Source organism: Pseudomonas donghuensis, assembly GCF_000259195.1.
GTDB lineage: Bacteria > Pseudomonadota > Gammaproteobacteria > Pseudomonadales > Pseudomonadaceae > Aquipseudomonas > Aquipseudomonas donghuensis.
Genome location: NZ_AJJP01000185.1, coordinates 31884 through 47186, shown reverse-complemented (window position 1 = coordinate 47186; position 15303 = coordinate 31884). Strand labels below are relative to the sequence as shown.

The following is a 15303-nucleotide window of genomic DNA, read 5'->3' as shown; positions in this document are numbered from 1 at the left end:
TCGCGGGGCAAGCCCGCTCCTACAGGGGTTAACCTTTAGTGAAGATCTTTTTGAAGAACGCCTGCAAATCCGCCCAGGAGCTCTCATCCGCCGACTTGTTGTAGCCAATATCAGGCCCACCATGCCCGCCGTGGCTCAGGCGGTCGGCATCGGGGTTGGTAAAGCCATGCTTGGCCCCGGGAATACTGACGAACTCATAGCTCGCCCCGGCCGCGTCCATTTCTTCCTTGAATTTTTCCACCTGCTCCGGCGTCACCATGCTGTCGCTGGCGCCATGCTCTACCAGCACCTTGGCCTTGACGCTGCCCGGCGTCGCTGGCGCATTGGTGACCAGCGCACCGTGGAAGCTGGCCACCCCGGCCAGTGGCTCACCGCGGCGCGCGGCATCGAGCACCACCTTGCCGCCAAAGCAGTAGCCAATGGCGGCGATCCGCTTGGTATCGGTCTGTGGCTGGATCTTCAGCAGTTCAACCCCGGCATCAAAGCGCTGGGCTGCAGTGTTCGGGTTTTTCAGCGCTGCGGCCATGAATGCCTTGGCTTCGGCCGGGTGCTCGCTGTTCTTGCCGTCGCCATACATGTCGATGGCCAGGGCGCTGTAACCGAGGCCAGCGAGGTCGCGGGCGCGGCGCTTGGCATAGTCGTTGAGCCCCCACAGTTCATGCACCACGACCACGCCCGGGCGCTTGCCCTTGGCGGCGTCGTCGTAGGCGTAATAGCCGACCAGGCGCTTGCCGTCGGCGTCCTGGTAGGGAATCTCACGGGTTTGCACTGCAGCCTGGGCCAGGCTGGCGGCGCCGATCAGGGCCAGAGCGAGCAGACAACGCATGGTCGGTACTCCTTTTTTTTCTTCGGGCGGCTCGTGCAGTCGGTTTTTTGCAATCGGTGCAGCTGTTCAGCCGAGGTTCAGCCAGGGTTCAGCGGCGGTTCAGGACGGCTTGCTTACTCTAGCTTCCACACCAACACAGTGCATCACCTGGAGTACCACACGATGAAAAAGCTCAACACCCTGCTGCTCACCGTTGCTTTCCTTGGCGCCAGCGCCGCCGCCCAGGCCGCTGACACCACCTTCGCTGGCGTCACTTATGGTCAGACCAGCGACAAGATCAAAAAATCCGGCCTGCTGAGCCGCAACACGGATCACCTGAACACCGACGGCATCATCAGCAAGGACAGCACCTACGGCATCCGCGTCGGCCAGATGAACGACCAGGGCCGCTACTACCTCACCTACGACAACGTCTCCAACGACCACAGCGGCCTGAAAGTGCGTCAGGAAAACCTGCTGGGCAGCTACGACCTGTTCTACCCGCTGGGCAGCACCACCAAGCTGTTCGGTGGCGCCAGCGCCGGCCTGACCAAGATGAGCATGGAGTCCTCCGGCTACAGCCGCGACACCGACACCGGCTACGCCATCGGCCTGCAAGCCGGCCTGCTGCAGCAAGTCACCGACAATGCTTCGGTGGAACTGGGCTACCGTTACCTGCGCAGCAATGCCAGCACCGAACTGTCCGAGCATGACGGCCCGAAAGTCGGCAGCCTGCGCCTGAACAGCAGCGCCCAGACCTACCTGTCGGCCAACTACGCGTTCTAAGTCGCCTGGCGATGTCCGAACCGGCCTGCATGCGCACGGCCGGTTCGCTGTTATTCTGCATTCGGTCTACAAATTGACTGGCCAATGAAGGCCGGCACGGGTCTGGAGGAGCGTATGAAACTGCTGGTGGTCGAGGATGAAGCACTTCTGCGTCATCACTTGTACAGCCGCTTGACGGAAAGCGGGCATGTGGTCGAAGCGGTGGCCAATGCCGAGGAGGCCCTGTACCAGGCCGAGCAGTTCAACCATGACCTGGCGGTGATCGACCTGGGCCTGCCGGGCATGAGCGGGCTCGACCTGATCCGCCAGTTGCGGTCCCAGGGCAAGAGCTTCCCGATCCTGATCCTCACCGCTCGCGGCAACTGGCAGGACAAGGTCGAAGGCCTGGCCGCCGGCGCCGACGATTATGTGGTCAAGCCCTTCCAGTTCGAAGAGCTCGAAGCCCGCCTCAACGCCTTGCTGCGCCGCTCCAGCGGCTTTACCCAGTCGACCATCGCCGCAGGCCCCCTGGTACTCGACCTCAATCGCAAGCAGGCAACCCTCGACGAACAGCCCCTGGCGCTGACCGCCTATGAATACCGCATCCTCGAATACCTGATGCGTCATCACCAGCAGGTGGTGGCCAAGGACCGCTTGATGGAGCAGCTGTATCCGGACGATGACGAGCGCGATCCGAACGTCATCGAGGTGCTGGTCGGCCGTTTGCGGCGCAAGCTTGAGGGCAGCAACGGCTTCAAGCCGATCGATACCGTGCGTGGTCTGGGCTACCTGTTCACCGAGCGTTGCCGATGATCCGTTCGCTACGCCTGCGTCTGATGCTGGCGGCCGCGGTGCTGGCGCTGCTGTTCATGCTCGGCTTGCTGCCGGCGTTGCAAAAGGCCTTCAGCCTGGCCTTGCAGGAGTCGATCGAGCAGCGCCTGGCGTCGGACGTCACCACGTTGATCTCTGCCGCACGCATTGAAGACGGCAACCTGCAGATGCCGGTGTTGTTGCCCGACGAAAAATTCAACCTGCCCGACAGCCGCCTGCTCGGTTACATCTATGACCGCCAGGGCAACCTGGTGTGGCGTTCGCGGGCCACCGCGGACGAGAACATCAACTACACCCCGCGCTACGACGGGCGTGGCAACGAGTTCGCACGGATTCGTCAGGACGACGGCGAGGAGTTTTTCGTCTATGACGTCGAGGTCAAGCTGCTCGGTGGCAAGACCGCCGCCTTCAGTATCGTCGCCCTGCAGCCGGTACGTGAATACCAGCACACCCTCGACGGCCTGCGCGAAAAGCTCTACCTGGGCTTCGGCGCGGCGTTGCTGGCGCTGCTGGCGCTGCTCTGGGCCGGCCTGACCTGGGGGCTGCGTTCGCTGCGGCAGATGAGCCGCGAGCTGGATGATGTCGAGTCCGGCGCCCGCGAAGGCTTGAGCAGCGAGCATCCACGTGAACTGCTGCGCCTGACCGACTCGCTCAACCGCCTGTTGCGCAGCGAGCGCGAGCAGCGCCGCCGCTACCGTGATTCCCTGGGGGATCTGGCCCACAGCCTGAAAACACCGCTCTCCGTGCTTCAGGGCGTCAGCGAAAGCATGGCCCAGCGCCGCGAAGACCGTGAGCAGGCACGGGTGCTGCAAAGCCAGATCGAACGCATGAGCCAGCAGATCGACTACCAACTGCAACGCGCCAGCCTGCGCAAGAGCGGCCTGGTGCGCCACCAGGTGCAACTGCGGCCGTTGCTTGACAGCCTGTGCAGCACCCTGGCCAAGGTCTACCGCGACAAGCACGTGCACATCAGCGTGGATCTGCCAGCGAACGCAAGGGTACCGATGGAGCAGGGGGCCTTGCTGGAACTGCTCGGCAACTTGCTGGAAAACGCCTACCGCCTGTGTCTGAGCCAGGTTCGCATCAGCCTGCTGGCCAACCAGGCGCAGGTTGTACTGTGTATCGAGGACGACGGCCCCGGCGTGCCCGCCAACCAGCGTGAGCGGATTCTCCAGCGTGGCGAGCGCCTGGACCGGCAGAACCCGGGGCAGGGCATCGGCTTGGCGGTGGTCAAGGACATCATTGAAAGCTACGACGCGACCCTGACCCTCGATGACTCGCCGCTGGGCGGTGCTGCCTTTCGGATTCGCTTTGAACTGGAGCGCAACCCCTAGGCGGATTATCGCCATCATTGTTGGAATCTTTTCTGCAGCGTGCGGAAATCCGCCAACCCCACCCCGTCAACCTGCAACCTCTTTGTGCATGACAGCCCCGTAAAACCGGGGCTTGCACCGTTAAAGCGCATTTTGGCATCGGGCTTGCTATGGACTCATCAGAGTTCTGCCAGGCAGCTCGACACAACAAATCCCTCCAGTGCAGGAGGGTTCGCGCTTTAGGTACCCCGCATCCTGGCAAGGATGAGCCGGTACCCTTGAGGAATTAGCCATGACGACGCGTCAGCCACTGTACAAATCGCTGTATATCCAGGTGTTAGTAGCGATCACCATCGGTATCCTGCTGGGCCACTACTACCCTGAAACCGGCGTAGCCCTGAAGCCACTGGGTGACGGGTTCGTCAAACTGATCAAAATGGTCATCGCCCCGATCATCTTCTGCACCGTGGTCAGCGGCATCGCTGGCATGCAGAACATGAAATCGGTCGGCAAGACCGGTGGCTACGCGCTGCTGTACTTCGAAATCGTCTCGACCATTGCCCTGATCATCGGTCTGGTCGTGGTCAACGTGGTCAAGCCTGGCGCCGGCATGCACATCGATGTCAGCACCCTGAACGCCAGCAGTGTGGCCGCCTATGCCGCCGCCGGCGCGCAGCAGACCACCGTGGGCTTCCTGCTCAACATCATCCCCAACACCGTGGTCGGCGCCTTCGCCAACGGCGACATCCTGCAAGTGCTGATGTTCTCGGTGATCTTTGGCTTCGCCCTGCATCGCCTGGGTGCCTACGGCAAGCCATTGCTGGACCTGATCGACCGCTTCGCCCATGTCATGTTCAACATCATCAACATGATCATGAAGCTGGCGCCGGTCGGTGCCTTCGGTGCCATGGCCTTCACCATCGGCCAGTACGGCGTCGGTTCGCTGGTGCAACTGGGCCAGCTGATGATCTGCTTCTATGTCACCTGCGTGCTGTTCATCCTGGTGGTGCTCGGCAGTATCGCCCGCGCTCACGGCTTCAGCATCCTCAAGCTGATCCGCTACATCCGTGAAGAGCTGATGATCGTGCTGGGTACTTCGTCTTCGGAATCGGCGCTGCCACGCATGCTGACCAAGATGGAGCGTCTGGGGGCGAAGAAATCCGTGGTTGGCCTGGTGATCCCGACCGGCTACTCGTTCAACCTCGACGGTACCTCGATCTACCTGACCATGGCCGCCGTGTTCATCGCCCAGGCGACCGACACCACCATGGACATCACCCACCAGATCACCCTGCTGCTGGTGCTGCTGGTCGCTTCCAAGGGTGCTGCGGGCGTTACCGGCAGTGGTTTCATTGTGCTTGCCGCGACCCTGTCGGCCGTTGGCCACCTGCCGGTTGCCGGTCTGGCGCTGATCCTCGGCATCGACCGCTTCATGTCCGAAGCCCGTGCCCTGACCAACCTGATCGGCAATGCCGTGGCCACCGTGGTCGTGGCCAAGTGGGTCAATGAGCTGGACGAAGACAAGCTGCAGGCCGAACTGGCTTCCGGTGGCTCGCCGCTGACCGATACCCGCCCGATGGATGACCTGGGCGTGGCTGAAGGTCCTGCTCGCTAAGATGCAGGCGGTGTAACGCAAAAAGCCCATCTTCGGATGGGCTTTTTTGTGTCTGCGGGGGCTTCCACAGATTGGGTGGGAGCGGGCGTGCCCTGCGATGCTTTATTCCACCCGGGTCTCGCCGCTATACACCAGGGTATTGCGACAGCGCCGGCACAGATAGCGCCGCCCCTGGCGCACCAGGCTATGGCGTTGCGCCGAGAACGGGAAGTCGCTGCCAGCGCACGGGCAGCGGTAGATATAGCGGGTCACCGTGCGGCGCTTGACGGCGTAGTTATGGCAGCGGTGGGGCGGCAGTTCATAGACGCCGCGCATGATCAGCTGCCATTCCTCGCCATGGGGCTGGATGCGGTCGCCAAACAGCTGGTGCGCCACCAGGTGGGCGACCTCGTGGGGCACCGTCTGCTTGAGGAAATCTTCGCTGTTTTCGCGGTACAGCTGCAGGTTGAAGCGCAGCAGGTTCTCGTGCAGGTGGGCGACGCCAGCCTTTTGTCCGCGCAGCTTGAAGCTGACTTCGGGGCGCGGGAAGGGGCGTTTGAAAAAGGTTTCGGCTTGCTGGTAACAGGTTTCGACGCGGGATTTGAGCAGTTCGGGCATATCGGGGAACACTCCTGGCCGACGATTATGCCGCAACCGCAGCGACGCTGCCGAGCCACCTGTCAGCGCACAGTATCAGGCCGCCTTGCGGCGGCCTGAGGGTTGGTGCACCTATGTTGCTGTTCTAATAGTTTGCGTCAGTTGGTATAGACGGGCCCCACGCCCAGTCCCCAGACAATTACGGTGAAGGCCATGATAGCGACCAGCACCACCAGCCCTACTGCCAGTACCGAACTCGAGAACAGGAAGCCCTCGTCGGATGGAATGTTCATGAAGGTCGGCAAGCCGACATACAGCAGGTACACCGTGTAGCACACCGCTGCGGTGCCAACGATCATACCCAGCCACAGGTGCGGGTACAGCGCCGCCAGGCCACCGATGAACAGCGGCGTTGCGGTGTAGGTGGCAAAAGCGATGCAGCGCGCCAGGCTGGGGTTGGCGTCGTAGGTGCGGGCCATCCAGTGGATGAATGCGCCCATGACCGCCACGCCGCCCAGCATGGCCAGGTAGGACATGATGGTCATCCACAGCGCGCTTTCCTGGGTGAGCATGACCGGAGCGCGATCGCCGATGACCCAGCCGACCTGGGTGGTGCCGATAAACGCCGAAATCGCCGGGATCGCGGCGAGGATCAGCGTGTGGGTCAGGTACATGTGACTGATGCTTTCTTCTTCACCGCGAATTTCTTTCCATTCCTGATCGGGATGGGTAAATAGCCCAACAACGTGATGGATCATGCCGGTCACTCCTATCGCTGTTGCCATCGCCCCCCAGCGGAGCGCTGCGGCCCCAAGTCTGGGCCAGAGGTTGGAGGTCACCTTTGTGTGGCCTTATGTCGCAGTATAGAAAGGCGTTCGCTGCATAAAGCCGGCTTTTTAGAGCAAATCGCGCTGTCAGGGCGCTGCTTAATCACGATGCAGTCTTTATCGGATTGGCCTACGCCCGCTGTTGGTTTAAGGGTAAAATGTTCGGCTTTTGTCACACCTCGCGGATTCCAAGCGCTATGGGCACCCTTTCGGTCAACCAGAACAAACTGCAAAAACGCCTGCGTCGTCTCGCTGGCGAAGCCATCACCGACTTCAACATGATCGAAGACGGTGACAAGGTCATGGTCTGCCTGTCCGGCGGCAAAGACAGCTACACCATGCTCGATGTTCTGCTGCACCTGCAGAAAGTGGCGCCGATCAAGTTCGACATCGTCGCGGTGAACATGGACCAGAAGCAGCCGGGCTTCCCCGAGCACGTGTTGCCGGCTTACCTGGAAACCCTCGGCGTCGAGTACCACATCGTCGAGAAGGACACCTACTCGGTGGTCAAGGAGCTGATCCCGGAAGGCAAGACCACCTGCTCGCTGTGCTCGCGCCTGCGTCGCGGCACCCTGTACACCTTTGCCGACGAGATCGGCGCGACCAAGATGGCCCTGGGGCATCACCGCGACGACATCGTCGAAACCTTCTTCCTCAACATGTTCTTCAACGGCACCCTCAAGGCCATGCCGCCCAAGCTGCGTGCCGATGACGGGCGTAACGTGGTGATCCGCCCGCTGGCCTACTGCAGCGAGAAGGACATCCAGGCCTACTCGGACATGAAGGAATTCCCGATCATCCCGTGCAACCTCTGCGGCTCGCAGGAAAACCTGCAGCGCCAGGTGGTCAAGGACATGCTGGTGGAGTGGGAGCGCAAGACCCCGGGGCGTACCGAGAATATCTTCCGTGGCCTGCAGAACGTGGTGCCGTCGCAACTGGCGGACCGCAATCTGTTCGACTTCACCAGCCTGAAGATCGACGAGACCGCCACCCCGCGGTTTGTCGACGTGTTGAACATCTGACCGCCATGCGCGATTACCAATGGCTGCATGAGTACTGTCTGAACCGCTTCGGCTCGGCCGCGGCCCTCGAAGCGCACCTGCCCCAGGCGAAAAGCCCCGAGCAGTTGCGCGCGATCGGCGCCGACCGTTACCTGTCGACCCTGGCCCTGCGGGTGTTTCGCGCCGGTTTGAAGCACAGCCTGGTGGACGCCAAATGGCCGGCCTTCGAGCAGGTGTTCTTCGCGTTCGACCCGCAAAAGGTCGTGCTGATGGGCGCCGAGCACCTGGAGCGGCTGATGCAGGACACGCGGATCATCCGCCATTTGGGCAAGCTCAAGAGCGTGCCGCGCAATGCGCAGATGATCCTCGATGTCGAGAAGGAATTCGGCAGTTTCGGTGGGTTCATTGCCGATTGGCCGGTGACCGATATCGTCGGCCTGTGGAAGTACCTGGCCAAGCATGGCAACCAGTTGGGCGGGCTGTCGGCGCCGCGTTTTTTGCGCATGTGCGGCAAGGACACGTTCATCCCTACCAATGACATGGCTGCGGCGTTGATCGCCCAGGACATCATCGACAAGCCGCCGACCAGCCAGCGCGATCTGGCCCTGGTGCAGGATGCCTTCAATCAGTGGCATGCCGAGAGTGGGCGGCCGCTGTGTCAGCTGTCGGTGATGCTGGCGCATACCGTCAATCACTGAGATCGGTGGTGCCATCATCGCTGGCAAGCCAGCTCCCACAAAACCCTGTGGGAGCTGGCTTGCCAGCGATGAATTCAACTCTTAGTTCGAACCTTCCCCCGCCAGCCGCCGCTCATACTGAAAGCGCCAGCGCACATACAGCAGGGCACTGACGAACAGCGCCAGGCTGATCGCCACTTCCAGCCAGCCAAACAGCGCCCGGGCCGGGTCGAATGCGGCCAGTACACCTTTGATGAAGTACAGGTTGACCACAAAGCAGGTCCAGGCATGCGCACGGGCGTTGCCCAGCAGCATGCCCGGCAGCAGCAGGGCCAGCGGCACCAGTTCGATTGCCAGGATCACCCCGACCCGTGCGCCGTGCAGGTCGGCGAACAGCAGGTTGTTCAGGGTCAGCAAGGCGATTAGGCCGAAAAAGCTCGCCAGGCTCAACGCCCGGGTCAGGCGCAGGCGCGGTGTCAGCCATTCGATCGGGGGCAGCACCTTGGGCTTTTTAGCCACGGCCGTTCTCCAGCAGTTTGGCGGTGCTCGCCAGGCGTTGACCAAGGGCGCGGCACAGGGCGATTTCGTCGGCATCCAGGTCACGCTTGCCGTCGGCACCGGCATGGTGGCTGGCGCCGTAAGGCGTGCCGCCGCCGCGGGTTTCCAGCAGCGCCGACTCGCTGTAGGGCAGGCCCATGATCAGCATGCCGTGGTGCATCAGTGGCAGCAGCATCGACAGCAGGGTCGACTCCTGGCCGCCGTGCAGGCTGGCGGTGGAGGTGAACGCCGCCGCCGGCTTGCCCACCAGGCCGCCGCTCAGCCACAGGCTGCTGGTACCGTCGATGAAGTACTTGAGCGGCGCAGCCATGTTGCCAAAGCGCGTCGGGCTGCCCAGGGCCAGGCCCGAGCAATGGCGCAGGTCATCCAGGGTGGCATACAGGGCGCCGGTTTCCGGGATGTCCGGGGCGACGGCTTCGCACTCGGTGGAAATCGCCGGTACCGTGCGGATGCGCGCTTCCAGGCCGGCCATTTCGACGCCGCGGGCAATCTGCCGGGCCATCTCGCTGGTCGAGCCGTGGCGACTGTAGAACAGAATCAGGATGTACGGGGCGCTCACGGCAGGATCTCCAGCACCTTCTCCGGTGGCCGGCCGATCACGGCTTTATCGCCGGCAATCAGGATGGGCCGCTCGATCAGCTTGGGGTGCTGGGCCATGGCGTCGATCAACTGCGCCTCGCTGAGGCTGGCGTCGGCCAGGTTGAGCGTTTTGTATTCGTCTTCACCGCTGCGCAGCAACTGGCGTGCACTGATGTTCAGCTTACCGAGCAGGGCCTTGAGCTCGACGGCAGTCGGCGGGGTTTCCAGGTAGCGCACCACGGTCGGGGCCAGGCCGCGGGCTTCGAGCAGCTCGAGGGCGCCACGGGATTTGGAGCAGCGCGGATTGTGATAGAGGGTCAGGTCAGTCATGTTCGGGTCGCATCCAGCAGGGTGTGGCGGCTATTCTAACCGTAGCGACTTCGCATTTTGTTTGAATCTTCGAGAAGGATTGACCCATGACAAGGCGTTTGGCAGCAGCACTGGCCATCACCGCGAGCCTGTTGCTCGGTGGTTGCGGTGCGGATTACGGCCTGGACCAGCACGGCCAGGCGGTGAAGGCCGAGCAGATTGAAGGGCACTGGCTGGTGCTCAACTACTGGGCGGAATGGTGTGGCCCATGCCGTACGGAAATTCCCGAACTCAACGCAGCGGCCAAGCAATGGCAGGGGCAGGGCGTGCAGGTGCTCGGGGTGAACTTCGACGGCCTGCAGGGTGAAGACCTGAAGAAAGCCAGCGAGGCGCTGGGCATCGGCTTCACGGTACTCGCCAGCGACCCGGCCGAGCGTTACGAGCTGCCGCCTAGCGAAGCCTTGCCGGTGACCTACATCATCGATGACAAGGGCAAGGTGCGCGAACAGTTGATGGGCGAGCAGACGCTTGAGGGGTTGAAGCAGAAGATCGAGGCGCTCAAGGGCGCTTGACAGCAGATTCAAGCTACAAGCGACAAGCTGCAAGATAGAGCAAGACCGCGCACAGTCTGCTTTTACTTGCTGCTTGAAGCTTGTGGCTTGCCGCTTAAGTCAGCCTTCCTCAGGCCAGAAACGCAGCGGCTTGCCCTCGGCCGGCCAGAAACGCACCTGCTCGATCGGCGAGATGTCCCAGCGTTGCACGGTCTCCAGCGCCTGGAGGAAGCGTTTTTCCTGCTCCATCAGTGCCGGCGCGCAGAGCTTGCGGGTGCTGCCGACCTTGCCGAAGGTCAACTTCTCGCCCTCCAGCTGATACGGCGCGAACCAGTGGTTGCAGCCGGCGTTGCCATAGGCGCGGCCGTCGGCGGCCAGGGTCAGGGTCAGGTGGCTGTAGTCCATCAGCGGACGTTCGCCAATCCACTCCAGCAGGTAGCTGCGTTCCTGTTCCAGCTTCATCGGCTCGGCGGCGCAACCCAGCAGGGCCGTGCCGATCAGGGCTGAGAGCAACAGCGTTTTCACTGGGCCGTCTCCTTGCATTTCGGGCACAGGTGCTTGTCGCCACGGCTGACCCAGCCCAGTTCGGCAATGCGCGCGCTGGCGGCCGGTTGTTGGGCCTTTTTGCCCAGTTTGGCATCGACCGCGAATTCGAAGCTCAGGTTCGCCTGGCAGCTGTCGCAGTTGACCTCCCAGGTGTGGATCGCCAGTTCGCCGAATACCGGGCCGCTGGCCACCGCGACCCATTGGCCGGTGGGGTTGATCAGGTGACGCACGGACTCCACGGTCAGGCGCATGGACAAGTCCTTGCTGCCCTTGAGGGTCACCAGCAGAACGTCGTTCTTCTGGATCGAGCCGCCGTTGCCGGTCACTTGATAGCGGCCTGGCACCAGGGCGCGGCACTCGATCAGGGTGTGTTGCGGGTTAAACAGGGTGTAGCGGAAATCGTGTTCGACCATGGGTCCTCCAAATCTGCCGCGTATCCTAGCATCAACCCTCGACCAAGTTCTGCGGATTGCCTGCCGCCCAGCGGGTTATGTTGTCCAGGGTGGTGGCGGCAATGGCGGCCAGTGCCTCGCGGGTGAGGAAGGCCTGGTGGGCGGTGACGATGACATTGGGGAAGGTCAGCAGCCGCGCCAGCACGTCGTCCTGCAACGGCAGGTCGGAGCGGTCCTCGAAGAACAGCTGGGCTTCCTCTTCATAGACATCCAGGCCCAGGTAGCCGAGCTGGCCGCTTTTCAGCGCCTCGATCAATGCCGGGGTGTCCACCAGTGCGCCACGGCCAGTGTTGATCAGCATGGCGCCAGGCTTAAGGTCAGCCAGGCTCTGGGCGTTGATCAGGTGGCGGGTGGCGTCGGTCAGCGGGCAATGCAGGCTGATCACCTGCGCCTGGCGCAGCAGCTCTGGCAGGCTCAGGTAGCGTGCGCCGAGGGCCAGCAGTTCGGGGTTGGGGTAGGGGTCGTACGCCAGCAGTTGGCAACCGAAGCCGGCCATGATTCGCGCAAAGGCCGCGCCGATCTGCCCGGTGCCGACCACACCGACGGTCTTGCCATGCAGGTCGAAGCCGGTCAGGCCGTGCAGGCTGAAGTCGCCCTCGCGGGTGCGGTTGTAGGCCCGGTGCAGGCGCCGGTTGAGTGCCAGGATCAGTGCCACGGCATGTTCGGCCACGGCGTGGGGCGAGTAGGCCGGTACTCGCACCACGGCCAGGCCCAGGCGTTTGGCGGCGGCCAGGTCGACATGGTTGTAGCCGGCCGAACGCAGGGCGATCAAGCGCGTGCCGGCGGCCGCCAGGCGTTGCAGTACGGCAGCGCCGAGGTCATCGTTGATGAAGGCGCAGACCACTTCATGGCCGGCGGCCAGCGGTGCGGTGTCTTCGCTAAGGCGTGCGGGCTGAAAGTGCAGCTCCAGCCCCGGAGCGGGGGCGGCACTGGTGAAGCTGTCCTGGTCGTAGGTCTGGCTGCTGAAAAACAGTACGCGCATGGGATCCTCCTGAAGGCTTTGCCTGAAAGTTTAACCAAGGGGCAAGGATCAAGCCTTGCCCCAGGTCAGCCAGGGTTCAGGCGCTCATGCGCGCCTGGGCCGTGAGCCGGGTAATGGCCCGGTCCAGTTCGTCGAGGGCTTGCGGGGCTTGTGGGTCATCTTGCTTGAGCAAGGTTTCACTGCGTTGGCAGGCCGCGCGCAGTTGTGGCACGCCGCAGTAGCGCGAGGCGCCATTGAGCCGGTGCACGCGCTCGATCATGCCATTGCGGTCGGCTGCCTCGCGGGCGGTGCGAATCGCTTCGCGGTCGGACTCCAGCGACGCCAGCAGCATCGCCAGCATGTCGGCGGCCAAGTCCGGTTTGCCCGCCGCCAGGCGCAGGCCCTCCTCGGGGTCGAGGACCTTCAATTCGCTGCTGTCGGGGATGCGCTCCAGCAGTCGTTCCGGGCGCGGTGCGCCGAGGGTCAGGCCGGTCCATTTGAGCACCACCTGGGCCAGTTGGCGTTCGCTGATCGGCTTGGTCAGGTAGTCATCCATGCCACTGTGCAGCAGTGCGCGTTTTTCGTTGGCCATGGCGTGGGCGGTCAGGGCGACGATCGGCAAGGGTGCGCCGCTCTGGCTGCTTTCCCACTGGCGGATCTGCTCGGTGCATTCGCGCCCGTCCATGCCGGGCATCTGCACATCCATCAGCACCAGGTCGAAACGCTCGTCCTGCACGGCCTGAACCGCCGCATAGCCGCTGTCGACCGCCAGCACTTCGGCACCGAGGTCTTCCAGCAGGGTTTGCACCAGCAGCAGGTTGGCCGGGTTGTCGTCGACGCACAGCACTTTCGGCAACGGCTGGTCGGACACCGGCTTGCTTTCGCTGCCCGGGCGCCGCGGTTGGACCATCTCCATCAGGGCCCGGCGCAATTTACGTGTACACGCAGGCTTGGCCTGCAACTGGCTGTGGGGGTTGGGCAGGTACGGATGGTAGAGCGCCTGCTCGGTCGTCGGGCACAGCACCAGGGCCTGGCAGGCAAGGTGCTCCAGTTGCTGGATGTGCTGGCCGAGGCGTTCCGGCGAAAGGCTGTCGAGGTTGACCCCGAGCACCGCCAGCTCGAAGGGTTGCCCGGCAAGGGTGGCGGCCTCGACCGCGTGCAGCAATTGTTCGACGGTAGCGAACAGGCTGACGCTCAGGCCGCAGTCTTCCAGTTGATGCTCCAGGGCCTGGCGTGCCAGTTCGTGGCTGTCGACAATCGCCACCCGGCGGCCCACCAGCGGTTGCATGGGCAGGTCTTCGGCATCGTCACGGGCCTTGGGCAGGCTCAGGCTGATCCAGAACTGCGAGCCTTCGCCTGGCGTGCTGTCGACGCCGATCTCGCCGCCCATCTGTTCGATCAGGCGCTTGGAAATCACCAGGCCCAGGCCGGTGCCGCCGGGCTGGCGCGACAACGAGTTGTCAGCCTGGCTAAAGGCCTGGAACAGCGCTCGCACGTCCTGGTTGGACAGGCCGATACCGGTGTCCTGAACGCTGATGCGCAACTGCACGCTGTCTTCGCGCTCGTCCTCGAGCATGGCCCGGGCGACGATGGTGCCTTCACGGGTGAACTTGATGGCGTTGCTGACCAGGTTGGTGAGGATCTGCTTGAGCCGTAGCGGGTCACCGACCAGCGACAGCGGCGTATCGCGATACACCAGGCTGACCAGCTCCAGCTGTTTGGCGTGGGCGGCCGGGGCGAGGATGGTCAGGGTGTCCTGGATCAGGTCGCGCAGGTTGAACGGAATGCTGTCGAGCACCAGCTTGCCGGCCTCGATCTTGGAGAAGTCGAGGATCTCGTTGATGATGCCCAAGAGGCTGCCGGCGGACTTTTCGATGGTGCCCAGGTAGTCGAGCTGGCGCGGGGTCAGTTCGCTTTTTTGCAGCAAGTGGGTAAAGCCGAGGATGCCGTTGAGCGGCGTACGGATTTCGTGGCTCATGTTGGCCAGGAACTCGGACTTGATCCGGCTGGCCTCCAGGGCCTCCTTGCGCGCCATGTCCAGCTCGATGTTCTGGATCTCGATGGTTTCCAGGTTCTGGCGAACGTCTTCGGTAGCCTGATCGATGCTGTGCTGCAGTTCTTCATGGGCGTTGTGCAGGGTTTCGGCCATGCGGTTGATGCCCGCCGCCAGTTCGTCCAGCTCGTAGCTGCCCATTTGCGGCAGGCGTTCTTCCAGGTTGCCGTCCTTGAGCTGGGTGACGGCATATTTGATCTGGCCGATCGGGCCGTTGATGGTGCGGCTCATGCGCAAGGCCAGCAGCGCGGTGGCGGCCAGGCCCAGTAGAATCAGCAGCAGGCTGGTGAACAGGCTGCGGTAGCCACGCAACAGGGTGCCGTCGTGGGACAGCTCGATTTCCACCCAACCCAGCAGGCGATCGGCTTCGCCAGGAATCAGCTCGCCGGCCAAGTCGCGGTGACGGCCGAACACCGGCAGCAGATAACGGGTGGCGTCATTGCCGGTGCGTTGCAGCAGTTGCGTGCCGCCACCGGTGGGCGCCTGGTTGAGCATGCTCGGGCCGGCGTGGGCCAGGGCGTTGCGATCAGGGCCGAGGAAGGCCACGGCCCGTACATCGGACTGCTCCAGGGCCTGGGCGGCGATGCGCTCCAGCTGCGCCGGGTCGTGACGTACCAGCGCCGGCGCCACCAGCGGTGCCAGTTGTTCGGCAATCATCTTGCCGCGTTGCAGCAGTTGGGTTTGCAGCTCGTTCTGCTGCAACCAGGTGAAATAGCCGCCCAGCACCAGTGCCATCAGGCTGGCCGGCAACAAGGCGAGCAACAGCACGCGGCTTCTGATCCCCAATCTATTCAGCACGCCACTCTCCTGTGCGCGGTAAGCGCTGTAAGTCCCCGCCAGCTCCTGCTGACAGACCAAGTCGGAAAAGTACCGCGCCTACTCGC

17 protein-coding genes are annotated in these 15303 nt (G+C 63.2%); 7 read left to right on the top strand and 10 right to left on the bottom strand.

Features of this window, described 5'->3' with window-relative positions; all coding sequences use genetic code 11:
* Window positions 1–28: 28 nt before the first annotated feature.
* Window positions 29–826 (bottom strand): dienelactone hydrolase family protein, encoded by a 798-nt coding sequence (locus UW3_RS0101565; RefSeq protein WP_010220393.1) that lies wholly within the window; start codon window positions 824–826, stop codon window positions 29–31.
* Window positions 827–988: 162 nt separating this feature from the next.
* On the opposite strand from UW3_RS0101565, the gene UW3_RS0101560 reads away from it, so the two are divergent.
* From UW3_RS0101560 to UW3_RS0101545, 4 genes are all read left to right on the top strand, one after another.
* Window positions 989–1591 (top strand): outer membrane protein, encoded by a 603-nt coding sequence (locus tag UW3_RS0101560; protein ID WP_010220391.1) that lies wholly within the window; start codon window positions 989–991, stop codon window positions 1589–1591.
* A gap of 114 nt (window positions 1592–1705) precedes the next feature.
* Window positions 1706–2383: a response regulator gene (locus UW3_RS0101555; protein WP_010220390.1), complete on the top strand. Its 678-nt coding sequence runs from the start codon at window positions 1706–1708 to the stop codon at window positions 2381–2383.
* A complete protein-coding gene (locus UW3_RS0101550; protein WP_010220389.1) occupies window positions 2380–3735 on the top strand; it encodes an ATP-binding protein in 1356 nt (451 codons plus the stop codon). Before UW3_RS0101555 ends, UW3_RS0101550 begins: the two co-directional genes overlap by 4 nt.
* A gap of 271 nt (window positions 3736–4006) precedes the next feature.
* Window positions 4007–5329 carry a dicarboxylate/amino acid:cation symporter gene (locus UW3_RS0101545; protein WP_010220388.1) on the top strand — a complete coding sequence of 441 codons (1323 nt, stop codon included), beginning with the start codon at window positions 4007–4009 and terminating at the stop codon, window positions 5327–5329.
* Window positions 5330–5431: 102 nt separating this feature from the next.
* On the opposite strand, the gene UW3_RS0101540 is transcribed toward UW3_RS0101545, so the two are convergent.
* Window positions 5432–5926 (bottom strand): SprT family zinc-dependent metalloprotease, encoded by a 495-nt coding sequence (locus UW3_RS0101540; protein ID WP_010220387.1) that lies wholly within the window; start codon window positions 5924–5926, stop codon window positions 5432–5434.
* 137 nt (window positions 5927–6063) lie between these two features.
* On the bottom strand, window positions 6064–6663 hold the full coding sequence (locus UW3_RS0101535; protein WP_010220386.1) for a Yip1 family protein: 600 nt from the start codon (window positions 6661–6663) through the stop codon (window positions 6064–6066).
* Between the two features lie 266 nt (window positions 6664–6929).
* Here UW3_RS0101535 and ttcA point away from each other — a divergent pair, with 266 nt between their 5' ends.
* Window positions 6930–7754, top strand: coding sequence for a tRNA 2-thiocytidine(32) synthetase TtcA (ttcA, locus tag UW3_RS0101530; protein WP_010220385.1), 825 nt, complete (start codon window positions 6930–6932; stop codon window positions 7752–7754).
* 5 nt (window positions 7755–7759) lie between these two features.
* Window positions 7760–8431 (top strand): DNA-3-methyladenine glycosylase I, encoded by a 672-nt coding sequence (locus UW3_RS0101525; RefSeq protein ID WP_010220383.1) that lies wholly within the window; start codon window positions 7760–7762, stop codon window positions 8429–8431.
* Between the two features lie 81 nt (window positions 8432–8512).
* On the opposite strand, the gene UW3_RS0101520 is transcribed toward UW3_RS0101525, so the two are convergent.
* Genes UW3_RS0101520 through arsC form a run of 3 tightly spaced genes read right to left on the bottom strand, consistent with a single transcriptional unit; the run spans window position 8513 to window position 9877 of the window.
* The gene (locus UW3_RS0101520) at window positions 8513–8929 is read right to left on the bottom strand and encodes a DUF2069 domain-containing protein (protein ID WP_010220381.1); all 417 of its coding nucleotides are present in this window, start codon (window positions 8927–8929) and stop codon (window positions 8513–8515) included.
* Complete coding sequence (wrbA, locus tag UW3_RS0101515) at window positions 8922–9527, bottom strand: NAD(P)H:quinone oxidoreductase (protein WP_010220380.1); 606 nt, start codon at window positions 9525–9527, stop codon at window positions 8922–8924. Before wrbA ends, UW3_RS0101520 begins: the two co-directional genes overlap by 8 nt.
* Window positions 9524–9877 (bottom strand): arsenate reductase (glutaredoxin), encoded by a 354-nt coding sequence (arsC, locus tag UW3_RS0101510; protein ID WP_010220378.1) that lies wholly within the window; start codon window positions 9875–9877, stop codon window positions 9524–9526. Before arsC ends, wrbA begins: the two co-directional genes overlap by 4 nt.
* Before the next feature lie 86 nt (window positions 9878–9963).
* Between arsC and UW3_RS0101505 the strand changes: the two genes are divergently transcribed.
* Window positions 9964–10428: a TlpA disulfide reductase family protein gene (locus UW3_RS0101505; protein WP_010220377.1), complete on the top strand. Its 465-nt coding sequence runs from the start codon at window positions 9964–9966 to the stop codon at window positions 10426–10428.
* 99 nt (window positions 10429–10527) lie between these two features.
* Here the strand turns inward: UW3_RS0101505 and UW3_RS0101500 are convergent, their stop codons facing one another.
* The 4 genes from UW3_RS0101500 to UW3_RS0101485 form a co-directional block, all read right to left on the bottom strand.
* The gene (locus tag UW3_RS0101500; protein ID WP_010220376.1) at window positions 10528–10932 is read right to left on the bottom strand and encodes an META domain-containing protein; all 405 of its coding nucleotides are present in this window, start codon (window positions 10930–10932) and stop codon (window positions 10528–10530) included.
* Entirely contained in the window at window positions 10929–11366 is a 438-nt protein-coding gene (locus UW3_RS0101495; protein WP_010220375.1) for a hypothetical protein, read from the bottom strand. The genes UW3_RS0101500 and UW3_RS0101495 overlap by 4 nt, the downstream gene beginning before the upstream one ends.
* A gap of 31 nt (window positions 11367–11397) precedes the next feature.
* Complete coding sequence (locus UW3_RS0101490; protein WP_010220374.1) at window positions 11398–12387, bottom strand: 2-hydroxyacid dehydrogenase; 990 nt, start codon at window positions 12385–12387, stop codon at window positions 11398–11400.
* Between the two features lie 76 nt (window positions 12388–12463).
* Window positions 12464–15217, bottom strand: a complete 2754-nt coding sequence (locus tag UW3_RS0101485; protein WP_026001148.1) for a response regulator — start codon at window positions 15215–15217, stop codon at window positions 12464–12466.
* Between the last annotated feature and the right edge of the window lie 86 nt (window positions 15218–15303).

Bases quoted from the DNA above. Each gene is read 5' to 3' on its own strand.
- UW3_RS0101495 (WP_010220375.1), bottom strand. From the start codon at position 11,366: ATGGTCGAACACGATTTCCGCTACACCCTGTTTAACCCGCAACACACC.
- UW3_RS0101535 (WP_010220386.1), bottom strand. From the start codon at position 6,663: ATGATCCATCACGTTGTTGGGCTATTTACCCATCCCGATCAGGAATGG.
- UW3_RS0101555 (WP_010220390.1), top strand. From the start codon at position 1,706: ATGAAACTGCTGGTGGTCGAGGATGAAGCACTTCTGCGTCATCACTTG.
- UW3_RS0101565 (WP_010220393.1), bottom strand. From the start codon at position 826: ATGCGTTGTCTGCTCGCTCTGGCCCTGATCGGCGCCGCCAGCCTGGCC.
- UW3_RS0101505 (WP_010220377.1), top strand. From the start codon at position 9,964: ATGACAAGGCGTTTGGCAGCAGCACTGGCCATCACCGCGAGCCTGTTG.
- UW3_RS0101550 (WP_010220389.1), top strand. From the start codon at position 2,380: ATGATCCGTTCGCTACGCCTGCGTCTGATGCTGGCGGCCGCGGTGCTG.
- ttcA (WP_010220385.1), top strand. From the start codon at position 6,930: ATGGGCACCCTTTCGGTCAACCAGAACAAACTGCAAAAACGCCTGCGT.
- UW3_RS0101540 (WP_010220387.1), bottom strand. From the start codon at position 5,926: ATGCCCGAACTGCTCAAATCCCGCGTCGAAACCTGTTACCAGCAAGCC.
- UW3_RS0101525 (WP_010220383.1), top strand. From the start codon at position 7,760: ATGCGCGATTACCAATGGCTGCATGAGTACTGTCTGAACCGCTTCGGC.
- UW3_RS0101560 (WP_010220391.1), top strand. From the start codon at position 989: ATGAAAAAGCTCAACACCCTGCTGCTCACCGTTGCTTTCCTTGGCGCC.
- arsC (WP_010220378.1), bottom strand. From the start codon at position 9,877: ATGACTGACCTGACCCTCTATCACAATCCGCGCTGCTCCAAATCCCGT.
- UW3_RS0101545 (WP_010220388.1), top strand. From the start codon at position 4,007: ATGACGACGCGTCAGCCACTGTACAAATCGCTGTATATCCAGGTGTTA.
- UW3_RS0101490 (WP_010220374.1), bottom strand. From the start codon at position 12,387: ATGCGCGTACTGTTTTTCAGCAGCCAGACCTACGACCAGGACAGCTTC.